We start from the raw sequence: 20357 nt of genomic DNA, 5'->3' as shown, positions 1-20357 counted from the left end.
ATATGCGCGCGCCGCATGCAGCAGCCACTCGCGCAAGCAATGCCTGCGTCGCTGACCACACCGCATCGGCACTCTGCAGCAAGCCCATCGCCATCTCGCGGCTGCGCAGAATCCAACATCGCCGGCTCAATCGTCAGCCATCGCCGATGCAGCGCGATCCAACCGCGCCTGAATATCGGATACGCGATGCGTACAGTTCCAATAGTTGAGGTCGCTAACGAACGAGGCGAGACACGATCGGGGTAGCAACGCCGCCCTCTCGACGATCTGCTCCCGCCCCCGCATCCCTGCCCATGCCGGGATTCCCCAGCGCTCCGTTTCTCCGGATCACCGATCTCCCCTATGCACACCCTCTCCGATCTCCGCATTGGTCAACGCCTGTCCCTCGGCTTTCTCGCGATCATCGTCCTGATGGTGATCCTCACCGTGGTCGGCATCCAGCGCGTGCGCAGCATCGATCGGCAATTGACCGCGATCAATGAAGTCAACAGCGTCAAACAACGGTATGCGATCAACTTCCGCGGCAGTGTGCATGACCGCGCAATCGCCTTGCGCGATGTCGTGCTGATGGACGCGCCGGCCGACCGCCACGCTGCGGAGCAATTGATCGACAAACTCACCGCCGACTATGCGCGCTCCGCGCAGCCGCTCGACACCATGATCGCCGCCTCGACCGACGCGCGGGAAAAAACGATTCTGCAGCAGATCAAATCCATCGAGCAGCGCACCCTGCCATTGATCGCACAGGTGCGCGCGTTCCGCGACGCATCGGACCGGCCGCATGCCGAGCAACGCCTGCTGCAGGAAGCACGCCCGGCCTTCATCGATTGGCTGGCCAGCATCAATGCCTTCATCGATCTGCAAGAGCAGAAGAACCGCCAAGCCGCCCAGCAGGCCGTCGCCACCGCACGTGGCTTTGCCATGCTGATGGTGATCTCCACCGTGATCGCGCTACTGCTGGGCGCAACGATTGCCTTGCTGCTCACTCGCAGCGTGGTGCTGCCCCTGCGTCTGTCGCTGCAACTGGCCGAGCGCATCAGCGCAGGCGACCTCGGGACACCCGATACCGCGGCAAGCAAGGACGAATCCGGCCAGCTCCTGCGAGCCATGCAGCAGATGCAACGCCGCCTGCGCGATGTCATCTCGGCGCAGCGCACCATGGCAGCGCGTCACGACGCCGGCCAGATCAGCTACCGCACCGACGCGCAGCAGTTCCCTGGCGAGTACGCGCACATGGTGCAGGACACCAACGCGCTGGTACACGCACACGTACAGACCCAGTTGCGCATGACCGAGGTCATGGGCCGCTATGCAATCGGCGACCTCGCCCCGGAAATCGAGCACTACCCCGGCGAAAAAGCCGCCATCAGCACCACCATGCAGCAGGTCAAGCAGAACCTGCGCGCCATCAACGCACAGATCCACACACTGACCCAGGCCGCCTGCGCGGGCGACTTCGCGCTGCGCGGCCAACCGGAAAAGTTCGAGCACGACTTCCGCCTGATGGTGGAAAACCTCAACACCATGATGGCCACGGCAGACAGCAACCTGGCCAAGTTCTCGCAGCTGCTACGCGCTATCGCCGACGGCGATTTGACCGTGCGCATGTCGGGCAACTTCCACGGCGTATTCGCTGCCATGCGCGACGATGCCAACAGCACCGTGCATCGCCTCACCGACATCGTCAGCCAGATACAAACAACCTCCAACAGTATTGGTTTTGCCGCCGAAGACATCGCTAGCGGTAATCAGGAACTGGCACGCCGCAGCGAACAACAGGCTGCCAATCTCGAAGAAACCGCAGCCTCGATGGAAGAACTGACCTCCACCGTCAAGCAAAACGCCGAGCACGCCGGCCGCGCCAACCAGCTCGCACGCGGCGCCGCCACTATCGCCTCGGAGGGACGCGATGTGGTCGGCCAGGTGATCGACACCATGTCTGGCATCGAGGCCTCGTCCAGGCGCATCGCCGACATCATCTCGGTTATCGACGGCATCGCCTTCCAGACCAATATCCTGGCGTTGAATGCAGCGGTCGAAGCCGCACGCGCAGGCGAGCAAGGCCGCGGCTTCGCCGTCGTCGCCTCGGAGGTACGTACGCTCTCGCACCGCTCGTCCGATGCCGCAAAGGAAATCAAACGCCTGATCGACGACTCGGTACAGCGCGTGGCCGATGGCTCGGCCTTGGTGCACAAGGCCGGCACCACCATGGGCGAAGTCGTTACCAGCGTGCAGCACGTCACCGACATCATGGGCCACATCTCCGCCGCCTCGCAGGAACAGGCCGGCGGCATCGAACAGGTCAATCACACCATCGCCCAGATGGACGAAACCACCCAGCAAAACGTCCGCCTGGTCGAAGCCGCCAGCACCGCCGCGCGTGCGCTGGAGGACCATTCCGTGCAGCTGATCCGTGCTGTGGAAGTGTTTAAGGTCAAGGCTGCGGTGATCTGAGCCTTTGATGTGCCGTGATGGTCAGCTATTTGTTGGCGGCGCTATCGCTCGCAGAAAGACTGCTTGCTGCCCTGACCTACTCGACAACAAAAACGCCAGCGTTGTTTCGGCAGGTAGATCAGGCCGCGCCCATCGCAGACGCTTACAACGGCGTCTGAGGTAATTTTGCCGATGCACTGCCAAGAATGCGGCAACCGGCGACTGCGAGGCGGTGGCAGACCGCAATGAGCGATGGCTGGCTTCGCGATCTTCTTTGTATGAGGCTGGGTTTGCGGGGCGTAACTTTTCTGCAAGCAGTAACAAACTACCTACTGCACCCTTAGCGAAAAAAGCGTTTTAAACCTTGAACTTCAACCGCCTCCGTCACCACCGGACGCGTCCGACATCACGTGCTGCTGAGAGCGCGCAGCAAGCGTCATCACTGGGCCCGTTGGTTTCTTGTCGATCTCTTCGCGCTCGCGCTGGAATTGCACCATTTCCTGCGCCCGTTGTTGATCCAACGCCTCCGTCTTCTGCAAGGTCTCATTGATGCCAGGCGATGGCGTGTTGAGTGCGACTTCCGAATGGAACCCCGGCGTTTTGCCAAAGACAAAAGCAACATCCTCGTGGATGGTCACTTTCCGCAGTTCATCCGCGCGCTCAATCCCTGACTCTTTGAGGGCATGCAGCACTTCGACCGTTTTCTCATCAGACGTGCCCTTTGGGAGCTGCGCCTGGATGGCAGAGAACAGCGCGTAATCCCGATGATTAAAAGGAACCGCGTGTTGAGCGACATCTTGCGAAGGCCTCGCTTGCTCGACGCGACCCTCTTCTTGTTCACCTGCGCTTGAACGCGCGGTTGTCCCACCAAAGCCAGGCGATGACGCATAGGAGGAGGACGTGCGCTCAGGCAAGACGGTCTGTGCCGGCACTTCGCTCTGGGTTGGGATTGCCGGCGACGAGGTTCGCATGGCCTCTTGCTGATCCGCCTGCAATCGAACAGCCGATGGCGCATCGTTCTGTGACGTGGCTACTCGGGCTTGCTGCTCACCGCCCTGCTCCACCGCCGCATTCACCGATGTTGGCTCTGTGGGCTTCAAAGCTTCTCGGCGCGTGTGTTGTGCCTGGGACAACGCTGCATCCATGTCTTGGCCGGCAATGCCCGTTGCCGGCAAACCTTGGTCTTGCTGGAACTGCCTTACCGCGTGTTCGGTCTCCGGACCGTAGTGCCCGTCTTGCGGCACGGCCTGACCATTGGGACCGCGCGCATCAACTTGCTGCAATCGATACTGCAAGAACTCGACCTCTTGCCCCCGATCGCCGAGGCGAAGCCCTTCCACGTCACTTGATGCCGGCTGCGTCGGTGCATTGGCCTGAGTAGACGCTTGAACGGGAGAGGTCGAAGCGAATGATGCTGATCCCACGCTCGGCGCAGACGCGCTCGCCATCGTTGGAACCAATGCCTCCGCCTTAGACTGGGCCGGGAATGGCGTAGAGGGTGCAGCAACAACAGGTGTGTGGGTCTCTTGGGGTTCGCGTTGTGGGACAGGTTCGGGCTTCGGCTCAGCAGGCTTGGCGACCGGGCGCGGCTCTTCCTGCGCTTGCGCATTGACGGGTGCAGGAATCACGGCCGGGGCAGGCGTTGCCGTCTCCGCAACAGCAGGCTGCTCAGCAGCGCGTGCAACGTCTCGATCCCGCTGCGCATCAATGGCTGCCTGAGGCGCTTGGGTTTCATCCACACGGGGAGCGGTAACGGTCGTAGCCGCAAAGCTTGCGACCTGTTGCGCTTCTTGCGTGGACACACCTTGCCGATTGGCCTCGCGCAACGCTTGCTCGTAGGCATCGCGTTCTTGGGGCGATTGCGCATCAATGCGCAGCTCTGGTGCACTGGCCGAAGGCGGTTGTTCCTGCCGAAGCGACTGCACCTGGCCAAGCGCCTGATGGATATCGGCGGCGCTGGTGGTTGCTGCAACGCGCACCACACCGTCAGCGCCACGGCTCAGATGCTGGATGGGGCTGTCCACCGAGTATTGCCCGGTCGCATCATGCTCCAATGCCAGAGAACTGGTCGCTGCATCAATCCCGTTTGCCTCGCGCGTCTTCTGCACCGCGAGCTGGATCGCCCCTGCGGTCTGGGCATTTGGCGCAACGCCATAGGCAGCATAAGTCGCCTCGGTATTGGCCTGATCCTGCTGCTGCAGCGTTGGTGCTTGCCGCGCGGGCATCTGTGCCATTGCCTGCGCGTGCTGCTCCAATGCCGGTTGCAAGCGTTCGCGCGTTGCGTTGAGTTCCAACGAAACATTGCCTTCGGCAGCAACGCCGTCATGCCGCCACTGGCCCTGCGTATCGCGCTGATACTGCTTGCCGTCCGATGCTTGCAGCGAATCCGGATTCAAGGCTGCTTGCACCGCAGCTGGCACGGGACCGAAATCGTCCCAGCCATTGCGCTGATGGGCAGCTTGATAGGTTGCCGCAATTGCAGCTGGGCCACGGGCGATGTTGGCGTCTACCACCTGAGCTGCCTGCTGATCCAACGCAGCATTGCGCTCAGGACTTGCTGGATCCAATGTCCAGATGGGCCGATCGTTCAGATCAACTTCGTCGGCGATCATCCGTGACCACTGGCCACTTGCCGGATCGTGCCGCCAATCCCGTGCGTAAAGATGCGCAGCATCTGCCTCACTGGATGGCTGCACATAAGGATTACTGGGTTGCACCTTGCCCAGCGCCTGCTCGGTCGCTTCGCCACTAGCGTGATAGTTCAGCTCGCGCGCCTTTTCAGGCAGTGCGAACATGGCCTCCTTCTGCGGCGCATCGACGCCATCGTTGGGCAGATCGGCTTTTTCTTGGCGAAGCCACTGGTTGCCGTTGAACTCCCAGCTCACACCCTGCTTGTCGGTCTGTGCATAGATCTGACGGTTGTCCCACAGGGTAGCGGCCTTGTCAGCAGCGGCACTGAACAGATAACCATCGGCCACCACCAGCGCGACCGGACCGGCGCCGGTTGTGCCAACAACGGCAGCGGCAGCAGCACCTCCGGCCCAGCCGCCAGCGCCTCGGGCAGCAAAATGCAACGCTTCTGAGCGCGCAGCGGTGAGGTTGTCTTGTGCCAACAGCGTACTCACGCGCTCGCCGGTATGCACCGCATCGAAGGCACCTGCCGCAACTCCCACACCCGCCAGGCCGGCCGTCATGCCGGCACGACGCAGCCCCGGAATCTCCGGCTCCGGCACGGGTGTGCGCGCAGGCGGAGCACCTGGACGCACCAGTTCGTCGATGGTGGCGATGCCTTCCAGACGACTAGCGACTCCATCGCTCACCTTGAGCTCGGCGTGCTCTGCGAGCAATTGCTCCTGAATCGCAGCGTTGGAATTCGGGATTTCTCGCGCATGCTCCGGCAAATCACGGTGCCAATTAGCTTGTTGCTGCCAGCGCTCGCGTAGCTGCTGTGTAAAAGCAGGATCCTTGAACCACGCATTACGTGCCTGCTCCAGGACCTGTCCTGGTGGTCGTGCATCGGTGCGGCTGTCGTAGAGCTCTGCACCCTGGCGGTTGAAGATGCGGATTGGCGCGCTGGTCTGCGCGTGCACGGTGTCCAGACTGACCGGTAGCTTGGTGTAAATGTCCTCACGCGTACCTTCAGGCACATAGCGGCCGTAACCCTCTTGATCCAGTTGCCGAGAAAATCTGGCGTCAACACCATGCTCGCTTTCCAGCTTGTGCGCGGCCATGACGCGCACCTCGACGTCGTAGCCTCTGGATTGCAAATCTTTGATCAGGCTCGCGCTTGAGTCGCCCTTGCTGAGCGTGGTGTCGAAGATCAGGTTCTTCTTGCCTTCGATAGTGGTCTGCAGCAGTTCCTTGGCCCAGCGACTGGCATCGGGGTGGGTATAGTCGGACCAGGTATAAGGGTGGGCGTTGCGAAGGATTTCTACCTGGGGATGTGATTTACGCAATTCATCGGCATCAATCGAAACGGCATCCCTGCCCAGCTCATTATCTGCGATTCTTGCAAGGCCTCCCTTCCCAGAGCCAGGCTGACCCGCGAGGATGATTGCCTTTGGTTTTTCAAAAGATGACTTTGTCTCCAGCGCCGCATCATCGAGAATTTTCTGCTCAAATACTTTGCGATGCTCGGCGTCACTGAGGCGAGATTCCTCTTCATTCATATCAGAGACTCCTTATGGGCTTCCATGTAGTCCCAGATCTCATTTAAGTCTGACATGCCGCGATTTTTTGAACTCGCATGACGCGTAGCGCGCTCTTTTTCTTCCGCGTATCTTATCGCGTCAGGATCACCACTAGCTTGTGCTTTCTCGAGCTCCTCGCGGGTCTCGGATATAAAAGATTCCAACCTACCCTCAAGAGCCCAAATAGCGCCCTCAAACGGCATTAAATTATATGGCTTCTCGACATAAGCATCCAATACTTCCTGAACGCGCTCAATTAGATCCGGATAGTCCTTTAGTATTTCGCGCATCCTCTGCGGCACCGGAGGAGGAGGCAGCGAAATTTTCATGGATGGATTTTTGATTTTTACCATGTCAGCGGTTTCCCTATTAGAAGCGGATTACTGAGACGCAATAGGCACATCAGTATCCAGCGTAAGCGCATCCTGCACAGGTTGCTCCCACGGCGTACGCCTAGGCTTATGCTTGACCTGCCGGGAAGCCCATTGCCTGACGGGATTCGGGAGCATCGCTCATCTACGGATCGTCCCACCATCCATGAGAATGATAGTGATTGAATATAGCGACACGCATTGTTCCATCTTCGCTGCGCCTGGTGAGTGATGCCAAGCTTAAGGTAGCAGTTGATGATTCTAACGTCTTCGCACATCTCAACCATCGCGGCGATGACATCCGTTGACCAGCCCCCCTTCGCCGCCGGACCGCTATAAAGAACCGTCACACGGCCTCGTGCATCTGCATCTACCTGTGCTGCAAGTGTGCGCAGATCCTCGCCTGAACGATACGCATCGGGTCGCTCCTTCAGTAAAGTAATAGCTTCTTCCGCACTCAATGAATTTACCATATCGCACAGCCTTCCGATATCTCAATTTTGGCGTTGTAATCGATATGCTTTGAGTGAACTCCTCCAAATCCTTTATGTGCCGTCAGCGCCACGCCTAAGTCTTCAATGATTTGTGATGCTTCTGACTTGAGATGAGCCGGGAGGCCTTTCCCGCCATTGATCCAAATTAACATCCAACGAGACCAGCCAGCCCCTTTTCTTTCTCCTCCACTTTCAAGCATATCAAGTCGCAGCGTCAGCAGTTCACCGCGCCAATAAAATGTCCAGTGCGTTTGATTACGAATTTCAGGCTCACTCCCCCCGCCATGCGCCACGTTTCGCAAATAGATTTCACGCTCACGATCAATGACCCAATCCCTGGCGTTGGCTCCTCCAATCAGAAATTTACGATCAATCGATAAAATATCGTATCTAGCAACATCATCTGGGGAAATAAACTCGCTTACGAATGCCATGGTGACACCCTACTTTATGACAGAATTACATCTTAGAAAATAAGTTATCATTGACTTCAAGAACGATGTGATAGTCCGTATTTCTGGAATGGACGCCAAAATCCTTGTATGTGAGCAAGGCCTCTTTGAGTTCAGCCATGAATTGTTCCTTGTCAGCCTTGAGATGCTCAGGCAGTCCATCCCCACCATTGATCCACATCAGTCTCCAATGAGACCAACCGGGCTGACCTCGCGCACCTCCACCGTCGACCAAATCCAGTCTCAGCGTCAGGAGCTCGCCATGCCAATAAAATGAAAACTTCGTCTGGTTTCTGACTTCAATTTCGGTGCCGCCATCGTTTGCGACATTGCGCAAATACATGTAGCGATCACGATCAATTGTCCAGTCTCTTGCGTTGGTGCCACCGACTACGAAGTCTCTATCGATTGCCTCTAAGTCGTATTTCACAACATCCGGCTCAGGAATGAATTCATTTATAAATGGCATATCGATTTCCCAGCAATATTTCGAAATTTTTTCAGGTGCTAATTTTATGAGCCCGAGACGGCAGCAACTAGCCTCTTCACTTCGGCTTTGGGTAGTAGTCGTTTGATGAAATACGCATCTTCGTAATACTTGATCTTCTCGCAAAGCACCGGGCTTGGGATGCCTTCATAGAGGAAGACTTCCTTATCAAAGCCCATCGCCTTCAACTCTTGCGGCAGCATCAATGCGCGGCGTTGCTCGGTCTCAGAGTAGGACACACTGCTTTGCTTACCACTGGTGTGCGACTTGTTCTTCTTGCGCACCGTGGTGTAGCCGAGCATGTCCGAGTAGTCGTTGGCGTCTTGCTGCTCCCGTGGGGCGTAGACGATTTGCAAGGCATGGTTGGTGATGATGGTGCGCGAGACATCCTTGCCGTAAGTCGCGTCGAGCTGCGCCATGCTCTGGATGATCGGTAGCAGGCGGATGTTGTAGCCGGCCATATAGCTCACTGCGCTTGCAATGATGTCGACCTGGCCGATGGCCGTGAACTCATCCATCAACAGCAAGCACTGGTGTTTGAGCGCCGGGTTGTTCTGCGGCAACTCTTTGGTGTTGAGGTTGATGAGCTGACTAAACAACAGGTTGATCAACAAGCGGCTTTCGGCCAGTTTGTTCGGCTGGATGCCGATGTAGATGCTCATCTTCTTCTTGCGCACATCGGTTAGCAAAAAATCGTTGTCACTGGTTGATGCATCCAGGATCGGGTTGATGAACTGGTTGAGCGGCTCTTTGAACGTGCCCATGATCGAAGCGAAGGTTTCTTCGGCTTGCGAGAGCAAATTGTCGAACGCCGTCTTGGCGTCGCGGCCCAGGAAGTCGCGCTGCGAAAGCTTCTTGAGGTAGCCCTTTAAGTCGCTTCCATCGCCCGATGACACGCGATAGAGCATCCCAAGGGTTGGGAACATCCAGGTCTCTTTCGGATGCTTGCGCTTGATCTGATCGTCCAGGCTATCGAACAGATAGAGCGTCAATGCCATGAAGGCGTTGCGCGCTTGGCTCACCCAGAACTTCTGCGCGTCGGAGCCATCCGGGTAGAGCATCGCCGCCACACTCATCAGGTCAGAGACGCGAAACGCGGGATCCGGTGAAATGTAGCTGAGCGGGTTCCAACGGTGGGTGCGCCCGTCTTCGGCAAAGGGGTTGAACAAAAAGACCTCTTGGCCTTGGCTCTTGCGCCAGCCGGAAGTCAGATCGAAGTTTTCTTGCTTGATGTCCAAAACTACCACTGATCCTTGGTAGTCGAGCAGATTGGGAATGACGATGCCCACCCCCTTGCCCGAGCGCGTGGGTGCGGCCAGGATCACAAACTGCTGACCAGGCAGACGCACCAACTTGCCACCGTGCTTGCCAACCACAATGCCGGTGGGCGACGGTTTGAGCATGTCCTTTTTGGCAAGATCACTGCCGGAGGCAAAGCGTGCGTCGCCATGCAAGGCAGCGGCTTTCGGTTTGAATAGCGGGATTAGCAGTGCGATCCAGGCCAGGAGCGGCATGCCAAAACCGAGGGCGCCGGCGAGCTTGATCTTGCTGGCATAGGGAGCGAACTGCGGGAGGTCGAGCACTTTGAAATATGACCAGTAGGTGCCGACGTTAAGCGGCCCAGCCACCTTCAACAGCATCAAAATCAACTGACCGGAAAGGTAGACCCCTGCGATAAGGGCAAGGAGCAAGAGCGCGATGGCGGCGCTGAGCTTGATCTTGCCGGTCATGACGCGCTGCCTTCCATCTGTGATCCCTGGCTTGTTTGAGACGACCGTCCGCTCGCAAGATTACAGGATCAGGCCACCTGCTCAGATCGGATGGGCATTGGCATCTGTGTAGGAATTGTCTGATCTGCAGGCACGCTAAGAATGAGATCTCCGACTCTCCTTGCCTGTTACTTTATCAGCAACATGGTTCCGCTCGCCAATCAACCGGGATTGCTGACCCACCCCCACAAAGCTTGCGGACTAAACAGCGTTCGGGTGGACGGGACAGAGGTATGTCCGAAGCGATTGCTGGGCTCTGTGACCCGTAATGCGGCGTTTTCGGACAAGTGCTTGCCTAACGCTCGCGTCGCTGCGCGTGGAAAGCACACAGCCATCGGGATGGCTGGGCTGTGACAACACATTGCTCGACTCAGGTCTGGCCTTCGGCTTCTTTCAGTCCGTGCCAAGTCAAAATCTCGTCGATGCGCCGTTCAACGAACTCAGCGTCCTTTAACGTGAGTGCTCTCGCTTCAATGAGCTGCGCCATACCCGCGAACGCGCGCAAGAAATGGCTTCGATCAGGACTCGATGCTCGCAGTGCTGGCACTGCATCGTCCAGATGATTGAGGTGGATGCGCAACTCGGCTCTGTCCATTGCATTGAGTATCGACAGCACTGTCGCATCGCATGAGACGTCCCTCACCGGACGGGTGAACAAGCTGCATGTTGGCGGGCCAATAACGCAAGGAGCTAGATGCCTGTCGAGTCGTGGCTGCGGCTGGACTCACCTGCAACATTCGGCACAGCGACCGCCAGCCGTCGAGACGCAGGCACCTGTCGTATCCAAGGCGTGTGCCGGTAAGACGCTGCTCACACCTCCCGCAGAGTGAGCAACCTTCGGTCTTGCGTCCAGCAGAGTCAGATTAGGCCTCAGCAGACTCAAACGCCGTAAGCATCACGTCTCCCGTGCTGTCAGGAGGTGATGAAACAGCCGTTATCCGAGCCGAGGGAAACTGTCCTGCACCCTTGTTCGACAAGCACATGGAACCTGATTTCCCGGTGCTGAGCCAGACCTTCATGAGCGCTTAGGCCTAAGTCGGCGCGACCCATCGTGCAAACAACCAGCAGCAGGCTCAGTGCCACACTCGGCATGCTCAACGAAGGCCAATGGTGCCACTGATGCGCTGGGTCACGAAATCCCAGTCGGCTTGGTCACGCATTGCCATTCCCGGGCGCACTGAGCAATTGACTCGCCTCAGGGCCAGGCATATACGTCGATGCTATCGCCTACATCTTCAAAGGGTCTCAGGAAACCAAAAGAGCGCCCTTGATCTCCAGGTGTGCCTAGACGCAAGGACTGCGCGAACGGCTGCGGTTCTCGTCGCCACTGGGACGGATGGATGCGCTTCACACGCATGCAATCTCGCCACCCAGCCGAATGCTAGGACATCCATGGAGAAGGTTTGTATGAGCGCGACCGAAACGCACACCGTCTTGGGCAGCATCCCCAGAGCACCCCGTCAGATCGTCAATCAGCCGATCGCCAATCTCGCCGCCGACAAGGCCGCGTTGCAGGCGTTAGTCCAAGCGGCGGTCAATGTAGAGCTGTTCACCGTCCCGCTCTATATGTGCACGATGAAGTCGATACAAGGCACGCATGCGATCAATGCCAATGGCATTTCCTACTACAAGGGCCGCCGCTGGCCGGGCATGGCCACCGGGACACTGCCACTGGGCGCCCCACCGGAGAAGACCGCCCCGCAGCGCGCCTACAACCTACTCTTCTCGGTCTTCATCGACGAGATGCTGCATCTTCAGATGGCTGCCAACCTGTGTGGCGCGGTCGGTGTCACCCCGAGCTTCAACAGCCCGCTGCTGCAGGACGCCAACTACAACTGGATCTGCTACGGCCCCACACAAACCGTCATTCCGCACATCATCGATCTGCAAGACCTGGAAGAAGGCACGGTGGGCAGCGGGCTGACGGTCGACCTTGCAGGACTGACAGACGCGCAAGTGGCGCTGTTCACGGTGATCGAGGAAAACCACGACACCGCACGTGCCAAGATCAAGCCATCGGTGCTGGAAACAGCCTATTTCCCGACCGTGCCGTTCAACAGCTGGACTGCGACAGATACGGAAGTGGATCTGCCGAAATTCGGAACCATTGGCTGGATGTATTTTTGCATCTTCCAATACATCACGCTCAAATACGAAGACAACCAGACCTTGTGGGAAAAGGTGTTTGCCGGCCCCACAGGTCAGCGCGATTTGTTCAATGGCGTCACCGACAAGATCCAAAAAGAATACCCGCAGCTCAACACCCAGATCACCGAAACCCATCCCCTGGCTGCGGCAGCGCAGGCCATTTACATGATGTATGCCATCTGCGATCAAGGCGAAGGCGGGATCGACTGGCAGACCACCAGCGCGTTCCTGGGCATGATCCATGAGCGCGCACTGGAAACGGGAGCCACGCTTGTGACGCTCAACAGCGTGATCGTGCAGTTCCAGCCCGACGAGGCGGCGTTGGCCAACAACTATCCGTCCTACACCGACGCGGGCGACCCCGCGCCCTCGGCAGATGCAGCAGCGCGATCGAGCAATGGCGGACAGGATCATTACGAGCGCTTCGAGGAGTTGCTTGGTCTGGTCGATCAGGTGGAGACGTGGAGTGAGTGGCACGCAGTCTCCGGCAACGTCTGGACAGAGGCGTTGCTCACCAGTGCCGATTTCGATCCTGCCACGGCACCGACCAGCATTCCCAAGCCGTCCGAAGTAGCGACTGCGCTCAACAACTTGAAGCTGGTCGATCCGGTCGGTTTGGACAACGTCGCACAAGGCTCACTGGCCGGCATCACCACCGTGCTGACCAAATCCTGGGGCGATCTGTCCGTGCAGTTCCCGTTCCCCTCCATGGTTGGCTCGGGTGATCGCATGGGGTTGTATTGGGCCGTCTACGGCAGCGCCCCGACCTTGCGGCAAGGAGTTGCGCCAGAACCCACGAGCGCCTTGCAGCACGCCTGCCAGGGCCTGGCACTGGATGCATCCGGCGGAAACTGTGCGGCACCCGCCATCTATCACAGCTGCAAAGGCTCCAACACCTGCGCCACCCAAGGAGGCTGCGGATTTGCTCATGGGGTGAGTGGAGGCGGCAATTGCTCGCAGTCGCTCGGAGGACGCGGCGGGTGCTGGCCAATCTGCGCCGCGTGCTTCGGCGGTAGGTGGCACCTGCGGCCTGCCGGACTTCTTCAGCGCGCCCGCAGACAACAAATGCGGAGGATTGGGTGGATGCGCCGTGCCCATCTCCGCCTCGCAGTTGTATCCCACCGCCGGCACGATGGAGCTGTTCGATTTCACCGGTTCGGACAACACGCCCACGCCGATAGCGAAACTGCCCTTCGCTGTGGGCGACTCTGTCTATGACATCGCATGGCAAGCGTTCGAACAAGTGATGGCGAACCGAAAATTGCCGCCTGGCACCAAACCCAATCCAACCGATCTGCGTATCGCCCTGCCTCCGTCCACCTGACGGGCTGCCAAGGTGATGCACTCAGGCCTTACCCAAGCACGAGATGCCCACGACGCAGCGGAAGAAGGTGCTCCGCTGCCACGCTTGGGGCTGCCCAACCTTGGATTCGGTGTCGGGCTCCGTCCGCAGCATCTCCCGGCCATCCTGGCCGGGGGAGCGCGGGTGGATTGGTTCGAAATCATTTCCGAGAACTATCTCGATGACGCCGGCTACCAGCGCGCCATGTTGAGCAAGCTGGCGGCCGAGACCCCCATCGTCATGCATGGCGTCAGCTTGTCGATCGGCTCGGACACACCGCCCGACACCGCTTACCTGCACAAGCTCAAACGGTTGGCGGAAGACATCAACGCCGTCTGGGTGTCCGATCATCTGTGCTGGACCGGACTCGGTTCGCACAACTCGCACGACCTCCTCCCCCTGCCCTTCAATGCAGAGTCGCTCGCTCACGTACGCGATCGCGTCCTGCGCGTGCAGGACGTGCTGGGCAGAGCGCTGGTGCTGGAAAACCCGTCGAGCTACCTCCAGTTTCAGACATCGACCATGCCGGAGTGGGAATTCCTGGCGCGGCTGGCCGAAAGCACCGGCTGCGGCATCTTGCTGGACGTCAACAACGTCTATGTGAGTGCTCACAACCACCGTTTCGACCCCGAAGTGTATCTGCGCGCCTTGCCGCATCGGCAAGTGGTGCAGCTCCATCTGGCAGGGCCGACCCAATATGGCGATTGCTTGGTCGACACGCATGACCAACCCGTGCCTGGCCGCGTCTGGGAGTTGTATGCACTGGCGCAACAATTGACCGGTGGCGTGTCGACGTTGCTGGAATGGGATGCCAATCTCCCTGACTACGCCGACCTCCTGGACGAATTGAACAAGGCGCGCCAAGTGATGGCGGGCAACATGCCTGCCACGTCGCCTCTCGTCGTGGCAGAGCATGCGCTTTCCACGCCGCTCCACCATCCGCAGGCGGAACCTCTGGATGTTTAGCTCCTCAACAGGCGCTCCCGTCGAGACACCACTTGGCGACGTGCAGCGCTGGATGCTGACGGCAACCACGCATCCAGCGGGGCTAAGAGAAGGCCTCAGGGCTGCGCACGCCGGTCAGGGCCTGGATATCCACACACTCGTTGCCTCGCCCGCTGGTGTCGACCCACACGCGCGCCTGGCGATTTATGCCAACGGGTATTGGCTCAGGCTGATCGAATGCCTGCAGGCCGAGTATCCAGCACTGTCACGCCTGCTCGGCCCGGACCTGTTTGCATTCTTTGCCCGTGCGTATCTGAGTGAGCATCCGTCAAGGTCGCCCACCTTGCATGCGCTGGGCGCACGCTTCCCCCGCTTTCTCCGCATTTCGCAACGGGCTCGCGTTGGACAACACCGCCAGCGCTTCCCTCTCGAGCTGGCGTGGGTCGAGCGCGTACTGTCCGAGGCCAGTCGCGCGCAGGGCCTGGAAGAGGCAGTCATCGATCCACGAATGGATGCAGCCGCGCTGGCGCTTGGCTGGCCCTGCGTCGTACACCTTCCCGCAACCACCAGGTTGTCCATCGTGTCGCACACCTCGGAGAGTTTTCGCGACTGGCTGTCGGGCGCAAGCCCGAGTGAGCCCCCGACTGCTGGCCGGACGTTCCTGGTAGTTCGGCGACACCGCTACCGGGTGGGGATTGAGCCGTTGGCCGACTGGCAATTCTTCGCCTTGCGCCACGCCGCGCGTCGACCACGCACGCTTCTCTCATGCGCGCAGGCGGCAGCACGTCGCACCGGAATAGCAGCAGGCGAGCTGCAGGCGCTCCTCGCCTTGTGGCTACCCACCGCCCAGGCATCAAGCATGGCCTTACTGGCGTCTCCATAGCCACCCGCGCCTCCACAGAAACGCACGCACGCCCACCAACCGACCAGGATCACCACCGTGACTGACATCACCACACCAGTGTTGGACGCGCACTACCGACGCAGTTTTGGCGCGATGGCCGGATATCTTCCGCAGGATCGCAGTGGGCTGGCCACATGGCATGCCGCCATTCGGGAGAAAGCCGCAACGTTGAGCAACGCGCAGGGGCCTGGCTACGCCAACCAGGCGGTGCAGGATCTAGCCAACCTGATCGATACCAACGGCATCGTGCGCATGTATGTCACCGAGGCCATCGACCAAACCAGTGCTTTTACAAAGAACATTGCCTCCATCCAGGACATGCTGGCCCAGCTCGATGTCATCTGCACCACGGCGCCCGAATACAACGTCGACAAGAACGCTCGGGTGCTGTTCCCGATGTCTGCGCTGTTTGTCGACATGATGGCAACGCCGGCGGGCAAGGCCCTCTTCCGCCTCGATGCGTTCAATGAGGCGCTCAGGGCCATTTTGAAAACATGGTCCAACTATCTCGACAGCCCGGCCAGCTGCTGGGTGCTGAACCGGGACGCCAACAAAGGCTGGCTAGGCACCGCCGCCATCCACGAATTCAAACTCGCCGACTTTGTTATTGACTGGGACGCCGAACACGGTGGCTTCCAGTCCTACAACGCCTTCTTTCATCGCGAAATTCAGGCCAGCTGCCGCCCACTTGCAGGAGAAGGCGATGCCAACATCATCACTTCACCCAACGATGGCACGGTCTATCGCATCGCCACTAATGTGCAGCAAAGCGCGGTGTTCTGGATCAAGGAGCAGAACTACTCGCTGCAAGACATGCTCGCCAATCCAGGCCAAGACGTGTTGCAGCGTTTTGTGGGAGGCACGGTGGTGCAAATCTTCCTGAGCGGCGCGGACTATCACCGCTGGCACGCGCCCGTGGACGGCGTGGTCACCTATGAGGATGTCGACGGACTGCTTTTCAGCGAGAACGAAGACAACAGCTTCGATCCCGATGCAGGCGTGACATCGCAGGTGTATGGAGCGGCGGTCAACAACCGCGGCGTCGTCTCCATCGCTGCCGACGATGCGCGCCTTGGCACCGTATTCGTGATGCCGATCGGCATCACGGAAATTTCTTCGCTGACACAGACCGCGGCTAATGGCCAGCACGTCAGCAAAGGCGATGAGCTTGGCTATTTCAACTACGGCGGCTCCACGCTGTGCTTAGTGTTCGAGAAAGATGTGCAGCTGGATTTCGGCACTCTGCAAAGTGGTCAAACCATTGAGGTCAACGCGCAGCTTGCAAAATTGAACACGCCTGGCAGACGGTGAGTTTAAGAGCCCAGTGCATGCCGACACCCCCTCAGGCAACCGTATTCCGTTTTCCGTCGCGGTCGTAAAACCGCGCTCGTTTAGGCACATTCTTCTCATTCAATTGGCCGCACAGGCAACGTCTCACTGCTTCCGACAGTCGCACGCCGCGCCCTTCCGTCGTTTGCACGGACATCATGGGTCTATACCGCCTCAATGCGTCCCAGTTGCGGCTTAATCACGCTCCGCAGACCTTGCGGAAGGTTCCCCTTGCTTGGGTGGCCCATGCTAACGCGCTAGACTTGGACGCTTTCATTCGCAATATGGAGGCCACAAGACACTATCGTGAAGGTATTCCCCCTGATTCTCTTCTGTGGTGCCGCAACGGCCACAGACACAATCCATGCTCAAGAAGCACCCAACACTCAGGTTGAACCGTTTGTCGATGTGGGCGGCGCCGTCCGGTTCAACTATGGCTGGCTGGACTACGGCCCCACAAGCCGCTTGCAACTTGAACTGCTCCGCGCAGATGTCAAAGCCGGAGCTGGACCCCTGTTCTTCTCGGCCCAGTATCGTTGGTATGACGGTTTCGATGCCGTCCACCATGCCTATGCCGGATGGAATTTCAACGACGCAATGCAGCTTAAAGCAGGCATCCAGCAGGTCCCTTTCGGACTCTTGCCTACTGTCTCTCAGAGCTTTTGGTTTGGCTCAGGCTACTACCTTGGCATTGAAGACGATTACGATCCAGGTGTGACGTTTAGCCATAAAAGTGGCGACCATCACTGGATAGCCGGCTGGTTCTCAGGGGATGAATACGGAAGCGGATCTCGCTACGACCGCTACTCCTTTGATGTGGCACAGACCGCTGATTTGCCCTACAAGGAACGGGAGCGTGCTCATCTCCGATACGAACATACGAGCTTCTTGAATGCCGGTGAGCTGCTGCTCGGGGCATCTGCATTCAGCGGTCAGGTTCAGAACACCACCACCCGCCGTCACTATGGTCACCAGGGTGCGGCGCTGCATGCCCAGTGGAAACGGGATGGCTGGACGACTCAGCTGCAATGGGCTCGCTACCGTTACAGCGTGCCGGGCGAACGAATTGCGATGTCAGCGTTCCTTGCCCCGTTCGAGATTGCGTCAGAAGCCGATGTGCCCAGTGTCAACGTGGCTTACTCCTTCGGCGAAAAGCATTGGCTTGATGACATCACCTGCTACAACAACCTCAGCATGACCCTCCCAGCCGGGCGCAGTCAGGGCGTGAGGGAGTCATGGCAAAACGTCACCGGATGCAGCCTACAAAAGGGGATCATGTTGACCTATGTGGACTGGATTGCCGGCAAGAACATGTGGTTTGCAGGCGGCGACGGCATCGGAATCAACGACGGTGGTCCATCCCGCTGGCATAGCCGGCTGAACCTCAACATCGGGTTCTATTTCTAAGCGCAAGCCGCATTTTCGCTTCAACGATCATCAACCGGAGGAACTTATGCAGAGCTCAGCTCCGCCATCCACTCCTGTTCGCCAGCGCATCTTGCCGCAGGTGTTCATTCCTACTGCGGCCATCGTGCTTTTACTGTTGGCGCTATCCATCTTCGTTCCAGAAAAAGCAACGACTTGGTTCACAGCAGCCAAAAACTGGACCGCCAACGACGCAGGCTGGTTCACCATCCTATCGGTCGCGGGCTTCCTGGTCTTTGTGGTCGGTGTCGCAATCAGTGGCTACGGGCGGATCAAGCTCGGCCCAGACCACAGCCGCCCTGATTACAGCTATGCCTCGTGGTTTGCCATGCTCTTTGCCGCAGGCATGGGCATTGGCCTGATGTTCTTCGGCGTGGCTGAGCCGATCATGCACTACGCCACTCCGCCGACAGGCACGCCCGAGTCTGCCGAGGCGGCTCGTCAGGCGATGCGTATCACCTTCTTCCATTGGGGCGTGCACGCCTGGGCCATCTACGCGGTTGTTGCATTGGCGCTGGCCTACTTTGCCTATCGCCACAACCTGCCCCTGCGGGTGCGATCGGCTCTCTACCCGCTCATTGGAGAACGCATCCACGGACCTATCGGTCACGCGGTCGATACGTTTGCTGCCCTTGGCACCATCTTTGGCCTAGCCACCTCGCTTGGCCTCGGGGTCATGCAGATCAACTCCGGACTGAATTACCTGTTCGGCCTGGAAGTGAGCACCCTCGTGCAGGTGTCGTTGATCGGCATCATCATCCTGGTGGCAACAGGGTCTGTGGTCGCGGGGCTCGACAGCGGTGTCCGTCGCCTGTCTGAGATCAACATGATCATGGCCGTCGCACTGCTTGCATTCGTGCTTGTCTGCGGCCCCACCGTCCACTTGATGCAGGCATTTGTACAGAACACCGGCATGTATGCCTCTCAGCTTTTCTCAATGACATTCAACCTGTATGCCTATGAGCCAAGCGGCTGGCTTGGCGGCTGGACCTTGTTCTATTGGGGCTGGTGGATTGCGTGGTCGCCCTTCGTTGGCATGTTCATCGCCCGTATTTCGCGAGGCCGCACGGTGCGTGAATTTGTGGTTGGCGTCTTGCTCGTGCCGATCGGGTTTACGTTTCTTTGGATGACGATCTATGGCAACTCCGCCTTGTTTATGGTTCGCTCCGAAGGTGTTCAAGAGCTCGTGAAGGCGGTTTCGGATGACAGCTCGATGGCGTTGTTTGAGTTCCTGCGCCACCTCCCGCTGACGATGTTCACCTCCTCGCTTGCCGTTGTGCTCGTCGCGCTGTTCTTTGTCACATCCGCTGACTCCGGCGCGTTGGTGATCGACATGCTGACTTCCAAGGGTGAGGAGGAATCGCCGGTCTGGCAACGCATTTTCTGGGCGCTTCTGGTCGGCGGCATTGCCGTTGCCCTGCTCATTGCAGGCGGCCTTGAATCACTCCAAGCTGCGACCATCGCTAGCGCCCTTCCCTTCACGATCGTCATGATCTTGATGTGTTGGGGACTACTCAAAGCCATGCATCTGGACGCAACGAAGCGCTCAATCTCTCGTGATGCACGATTGCTTCCAGGCACCAGCGAAGACTGGCGCGCCAGGCTCAAGCTGCTCGCGCACAACCCCGTCAAGATGGAGGTGGTTGCCTTTATCAAAGATCAGGTGCTGCCCGCACTCCAAGAGGTTGCAGTGGAGCTGCGCAAGCAGGATCTTCCGGTTGAAGTCACCGAGGGAGAAGATGGGCGCGCTTGGCTTCGCGTAGGCCATGGCGAGGAAATGGACTTCTTCTACTCCGTGCGTCCTCAGCCTTACGAACCACCCACCTTCGCGCTGCAAGATCCACGCCGCCCCGTGAGCGAGGGCACCCGTCACTATCGGGCTGAAGTCTACCTGCGCGAGGGCGGACAGGACTACGACGTCATGGGTTGGCCCAAAGTGCAAGTGATCCATGATGTGCTCGACCAATACGAGCGCCACCGCCAGTTCCTGGATCACGTTCGCTGATCAATGTCCCGGCCAACCGAAACCGGTTGGTCGGGACTTCGGCCAAAATGCCTTGCACCCAGC

The 20357-nt window shown here is 58.8% G+C and carries 13 protein-coding genes; 7 read left to right on the top strand and 6 right to left on the bottom strand.

Annotation, left to right across the window (positions count from 1 at the left end):
- The first annotated feature begins 342 nt into the window (after positions 1–342).
- Positions 343–2454, top strand: coding sequence for a methyl-accepting chemotaxis protein (locus ACZZ0O_RS14870; protein ID WP_463591144.1), 2112 nt, complete (start codon positions 343–345; stop codon positions 2452–2454).
- A 350-nt stretch (positions 2455–2804) separates the two neighbouring features.
- Here ACZZ0O_RS14870 and ACZZ0O_RS14865 read toward each other — a convergent pair whose 3' ends face one another.
- From ACZZ0O_RS14865 to ACZZ0O_RS14840, 6 genes are all read right to left on the bottom strand, one after another.
- Positions 2805–6602: a zeta toxin family protein gene (locus tag ACZZ0O_RS14865; protein ID WP_463591143.1), complete on the bottom strand. Its 3798-nt coding sequence runs from the start codon at positions 6600–6602 to the stop codon at positions 2805–2807.
- Complete coding sequence (locus ACZZ0O_RS14860; RefSeq protein WP_153066758.1) at positions 6599–6952, bottom strand: hypothetical protein; 354 nt, start codon at positions 6950–6952, stop codon at positions 6599–6601. Before ACZZ0O_RS14860 ends, ACZZ0O_RS14865 begins: the two co-directional genes overlap by 4 nt.
- A 508-nt stretch (positions 6953–7460) precedes the next feature.
- On the bottom strand, positions 7461–7922 hold the full coding sequence (locus ACZZ0O_RS14855) for a hypothetical protein (protein ID WP_463591142.1): 462 nt from the start codon (positions 7920–7922) through the stop codon (positions 7461–7463).
- A gap of 25 nt (positions 7923–7947) precedes the next feature.
- Positions 7948–8415: a hypothetical protein gene (locus ACZZ0O_RS14850; RefSeq protein ID WP_463592462.1), complete on the bottom strand. Its 468-nt coding sequence runs from the start codon at positions 8413–8415 to the stop codon at positions 7948–7950.
- A gap of 38 nt (positions 8416–8453) precedes the next feature.
- Complete coding sequence (locus tag ACZZ0O_RS14845) at positions 8454–10157, bottom strand: type IV secretory system conjugative DNA transfer family protein (RefSeq protein ID WP_463591141.1); 1704 nt, start codon at positions 10155–10157, stop codon at positions 8454–8456.
- A 409-nt stretch (positions 10158–10566) separates the two neighbouring features.
- A complete protein-coding gene (locus ACZZ0O_RS14840; RefSeq protein WP_463592461.1) occupies positions 10567–10791 on the bottom strand; it encodes a hypothetical protein in 225 nt (74 codons plus the stop codon).
- An 812-nt stretch (positions 10792–11603) separates the two neighbouring features.
- On the opposite strand from ACZZ0O_RS14840, the gene ACZZ0O_RS14835 reads away from it, so the two are divergent.
- From ACZZ0O_RS14835 to ACZZ0O_RS14810, 6 genes are all read left to right on the top strand, one after another.
- Positions 11604–13562, top strand: a complete 1959-nt coding sequence (locus ACZZ0O_RS14835; RefSeq protein WP_463602942.1) for a ferritin-like domain-containing protein — start codon at positions 11604–11606, stop codon at positions 13560–13562.
- A gap of 121 nt (positions 13563–13683) precedes the next feature.
- Positions 13684–14652 carry an MNIO family bufferin maturase gene (gene bufB, locus ACZZ0O_RS14830; protein ID WP_463591139.1) on the top strand — a complete coding sequence of 323 codons (969 nt, stop codon included), beginning with the start codon at positions 13684–13686 and terminating at the stop codon, positions 14650–14652.
- Positions 14645–15514 (top strand): HvfC/BufC family peptide modification chaperone, encoded by an 870-nt coding sequence (locus ACZZ0O_RS14825; RefSeq protein ID WP_463591138.1) that lies wholly within the window; start codon positions 14645–14647, stop codon positions 15512–15514. Before bufB ends, ACZZ0O_RS14825 begins: the two co-directional genes overlap by 8 nt.
- Positions 15515–15571: 57 nt before the next feature.
- Positions 15572–16846, top strand: coding sequence for a phophatidylserine decarboxylase associated domain-containing protein (locus ACZZ0O_RS14820; protein ID WP_463591137.1), 1275 nt, complete (start codon positions 15572–15574; stop codon positions 16844–16846).
- A gap of 324 nt (positions 16847–17170) precedes the next feature.
- Positions 17171–18271: a hypothetical protein gene (locus ACZZ0O_RS14815; RefSeq protein ID WP_463591136.1), complete on the top strand. Its 1101-nt coding sequence runs from the start codon at positions 17171–17173 to the stop codon at positions 18269–18271.
- 46 nt (positions 18272–18317) lie between these two features.
- Positions 18318–20294: a BCCT family transporter gene (locus tag ACZZ0O_RS14810; protein ID WP_115553531.1), complete on the top strand. Its 1977-nt coding sequence runs from the start codon at positions 18318–18320 to the stop codon at positions 20292–20294.
- Positions 20295–20357 lie beyond the last annotated feature (63 nt).

Source organism: Xanthomonas sp. AC360, assembly GCF_979258225.1.
Note: the sequence above shows the minus strand (reverse complement) of the source record. Positions and strands in the feature narration are given on the sequence as shown.

What these genes read in the sequence shown, in the direction of transcription:
- ACZZ0O_RS14840 (WP_463592461.1), bottom strand. Translation starts at nt 10,791, where the DNA reads ATGGACAGAGCCGAGTTGCGCATCCACCTCAATCATCTGGACGATGCA.
- bufB (WP_463591139.1), top strand. Translation starts at nt 13,684, where the DNA reads ATGCACTCAGGCCTTACCCAAGCACGAGATGCCCACGACGCAGCGGAA.
- ACZZ0O_RS14825 (WP_463591138.1), top strand. Translation starts at nt 14,645, where the DNA reads ATGTTTAGCTCCTCAACAGGCGCTCCCGTCGAGACACCACTTGGCGAC.
- ACZZ0O_RS14855 (WP_463591142.1), bottom strand. Translation starts at nt 7,922, where the DNA reads ATGGCATTCGTAAGCGAGTTTATTTCCCCAGATGATGTTGCTAGATAC.
- ACZZ0O_RS14860 (WP_153066758.1), bottom strand. Translation starts at nt 6,952, where the DNA reads ATGAAAATTTCGCTGCCTCCTCCTCCGGTGCCGCAGAGGATGCGCGAA.
- ACZZ0O_RS14870 (WP_463591144.1), top strand. Translation starts at nt 343, where the DNA reads ATGCACACCCTCTCCGATCTCCGCATTGGTCAACGCCTGTCCCTCGGC.
- ACZZ0O_RS14810 (WP_115553531.1), top strand. Translation starts at nt 18,318, where the DNA reads ATGCAGAGCTCAGCTCCGCCATCCACTCCTGTTCGCCAGCGCATCTTG.
- ACZZ0O_RS14865 (WP_463591143.1), bottom strand. Translation starts at nt 6,602, where the DNA reads ATGAATGAAGAGGAATCTCGCCTCAGTGACGCCGAGCATCGCAAAGTA.
- ACZZ0O_RS14845 (WP_463591141.1), bottom strand. Translation starts at nt 10,157, where the DNA reads ATGACCGGCAAGATCAAGCTCAGCGCCGCCATCGCGCTCTTGCTCCTT.
- ACZZ0O_RS14835 (WP_463602942.1), top strand. Translation starts at nt 11,604, where the DNA reads ATGAGCGCGACCGAAACGCACACCGTCTTGGGCAGCATCCCCAGAGCA.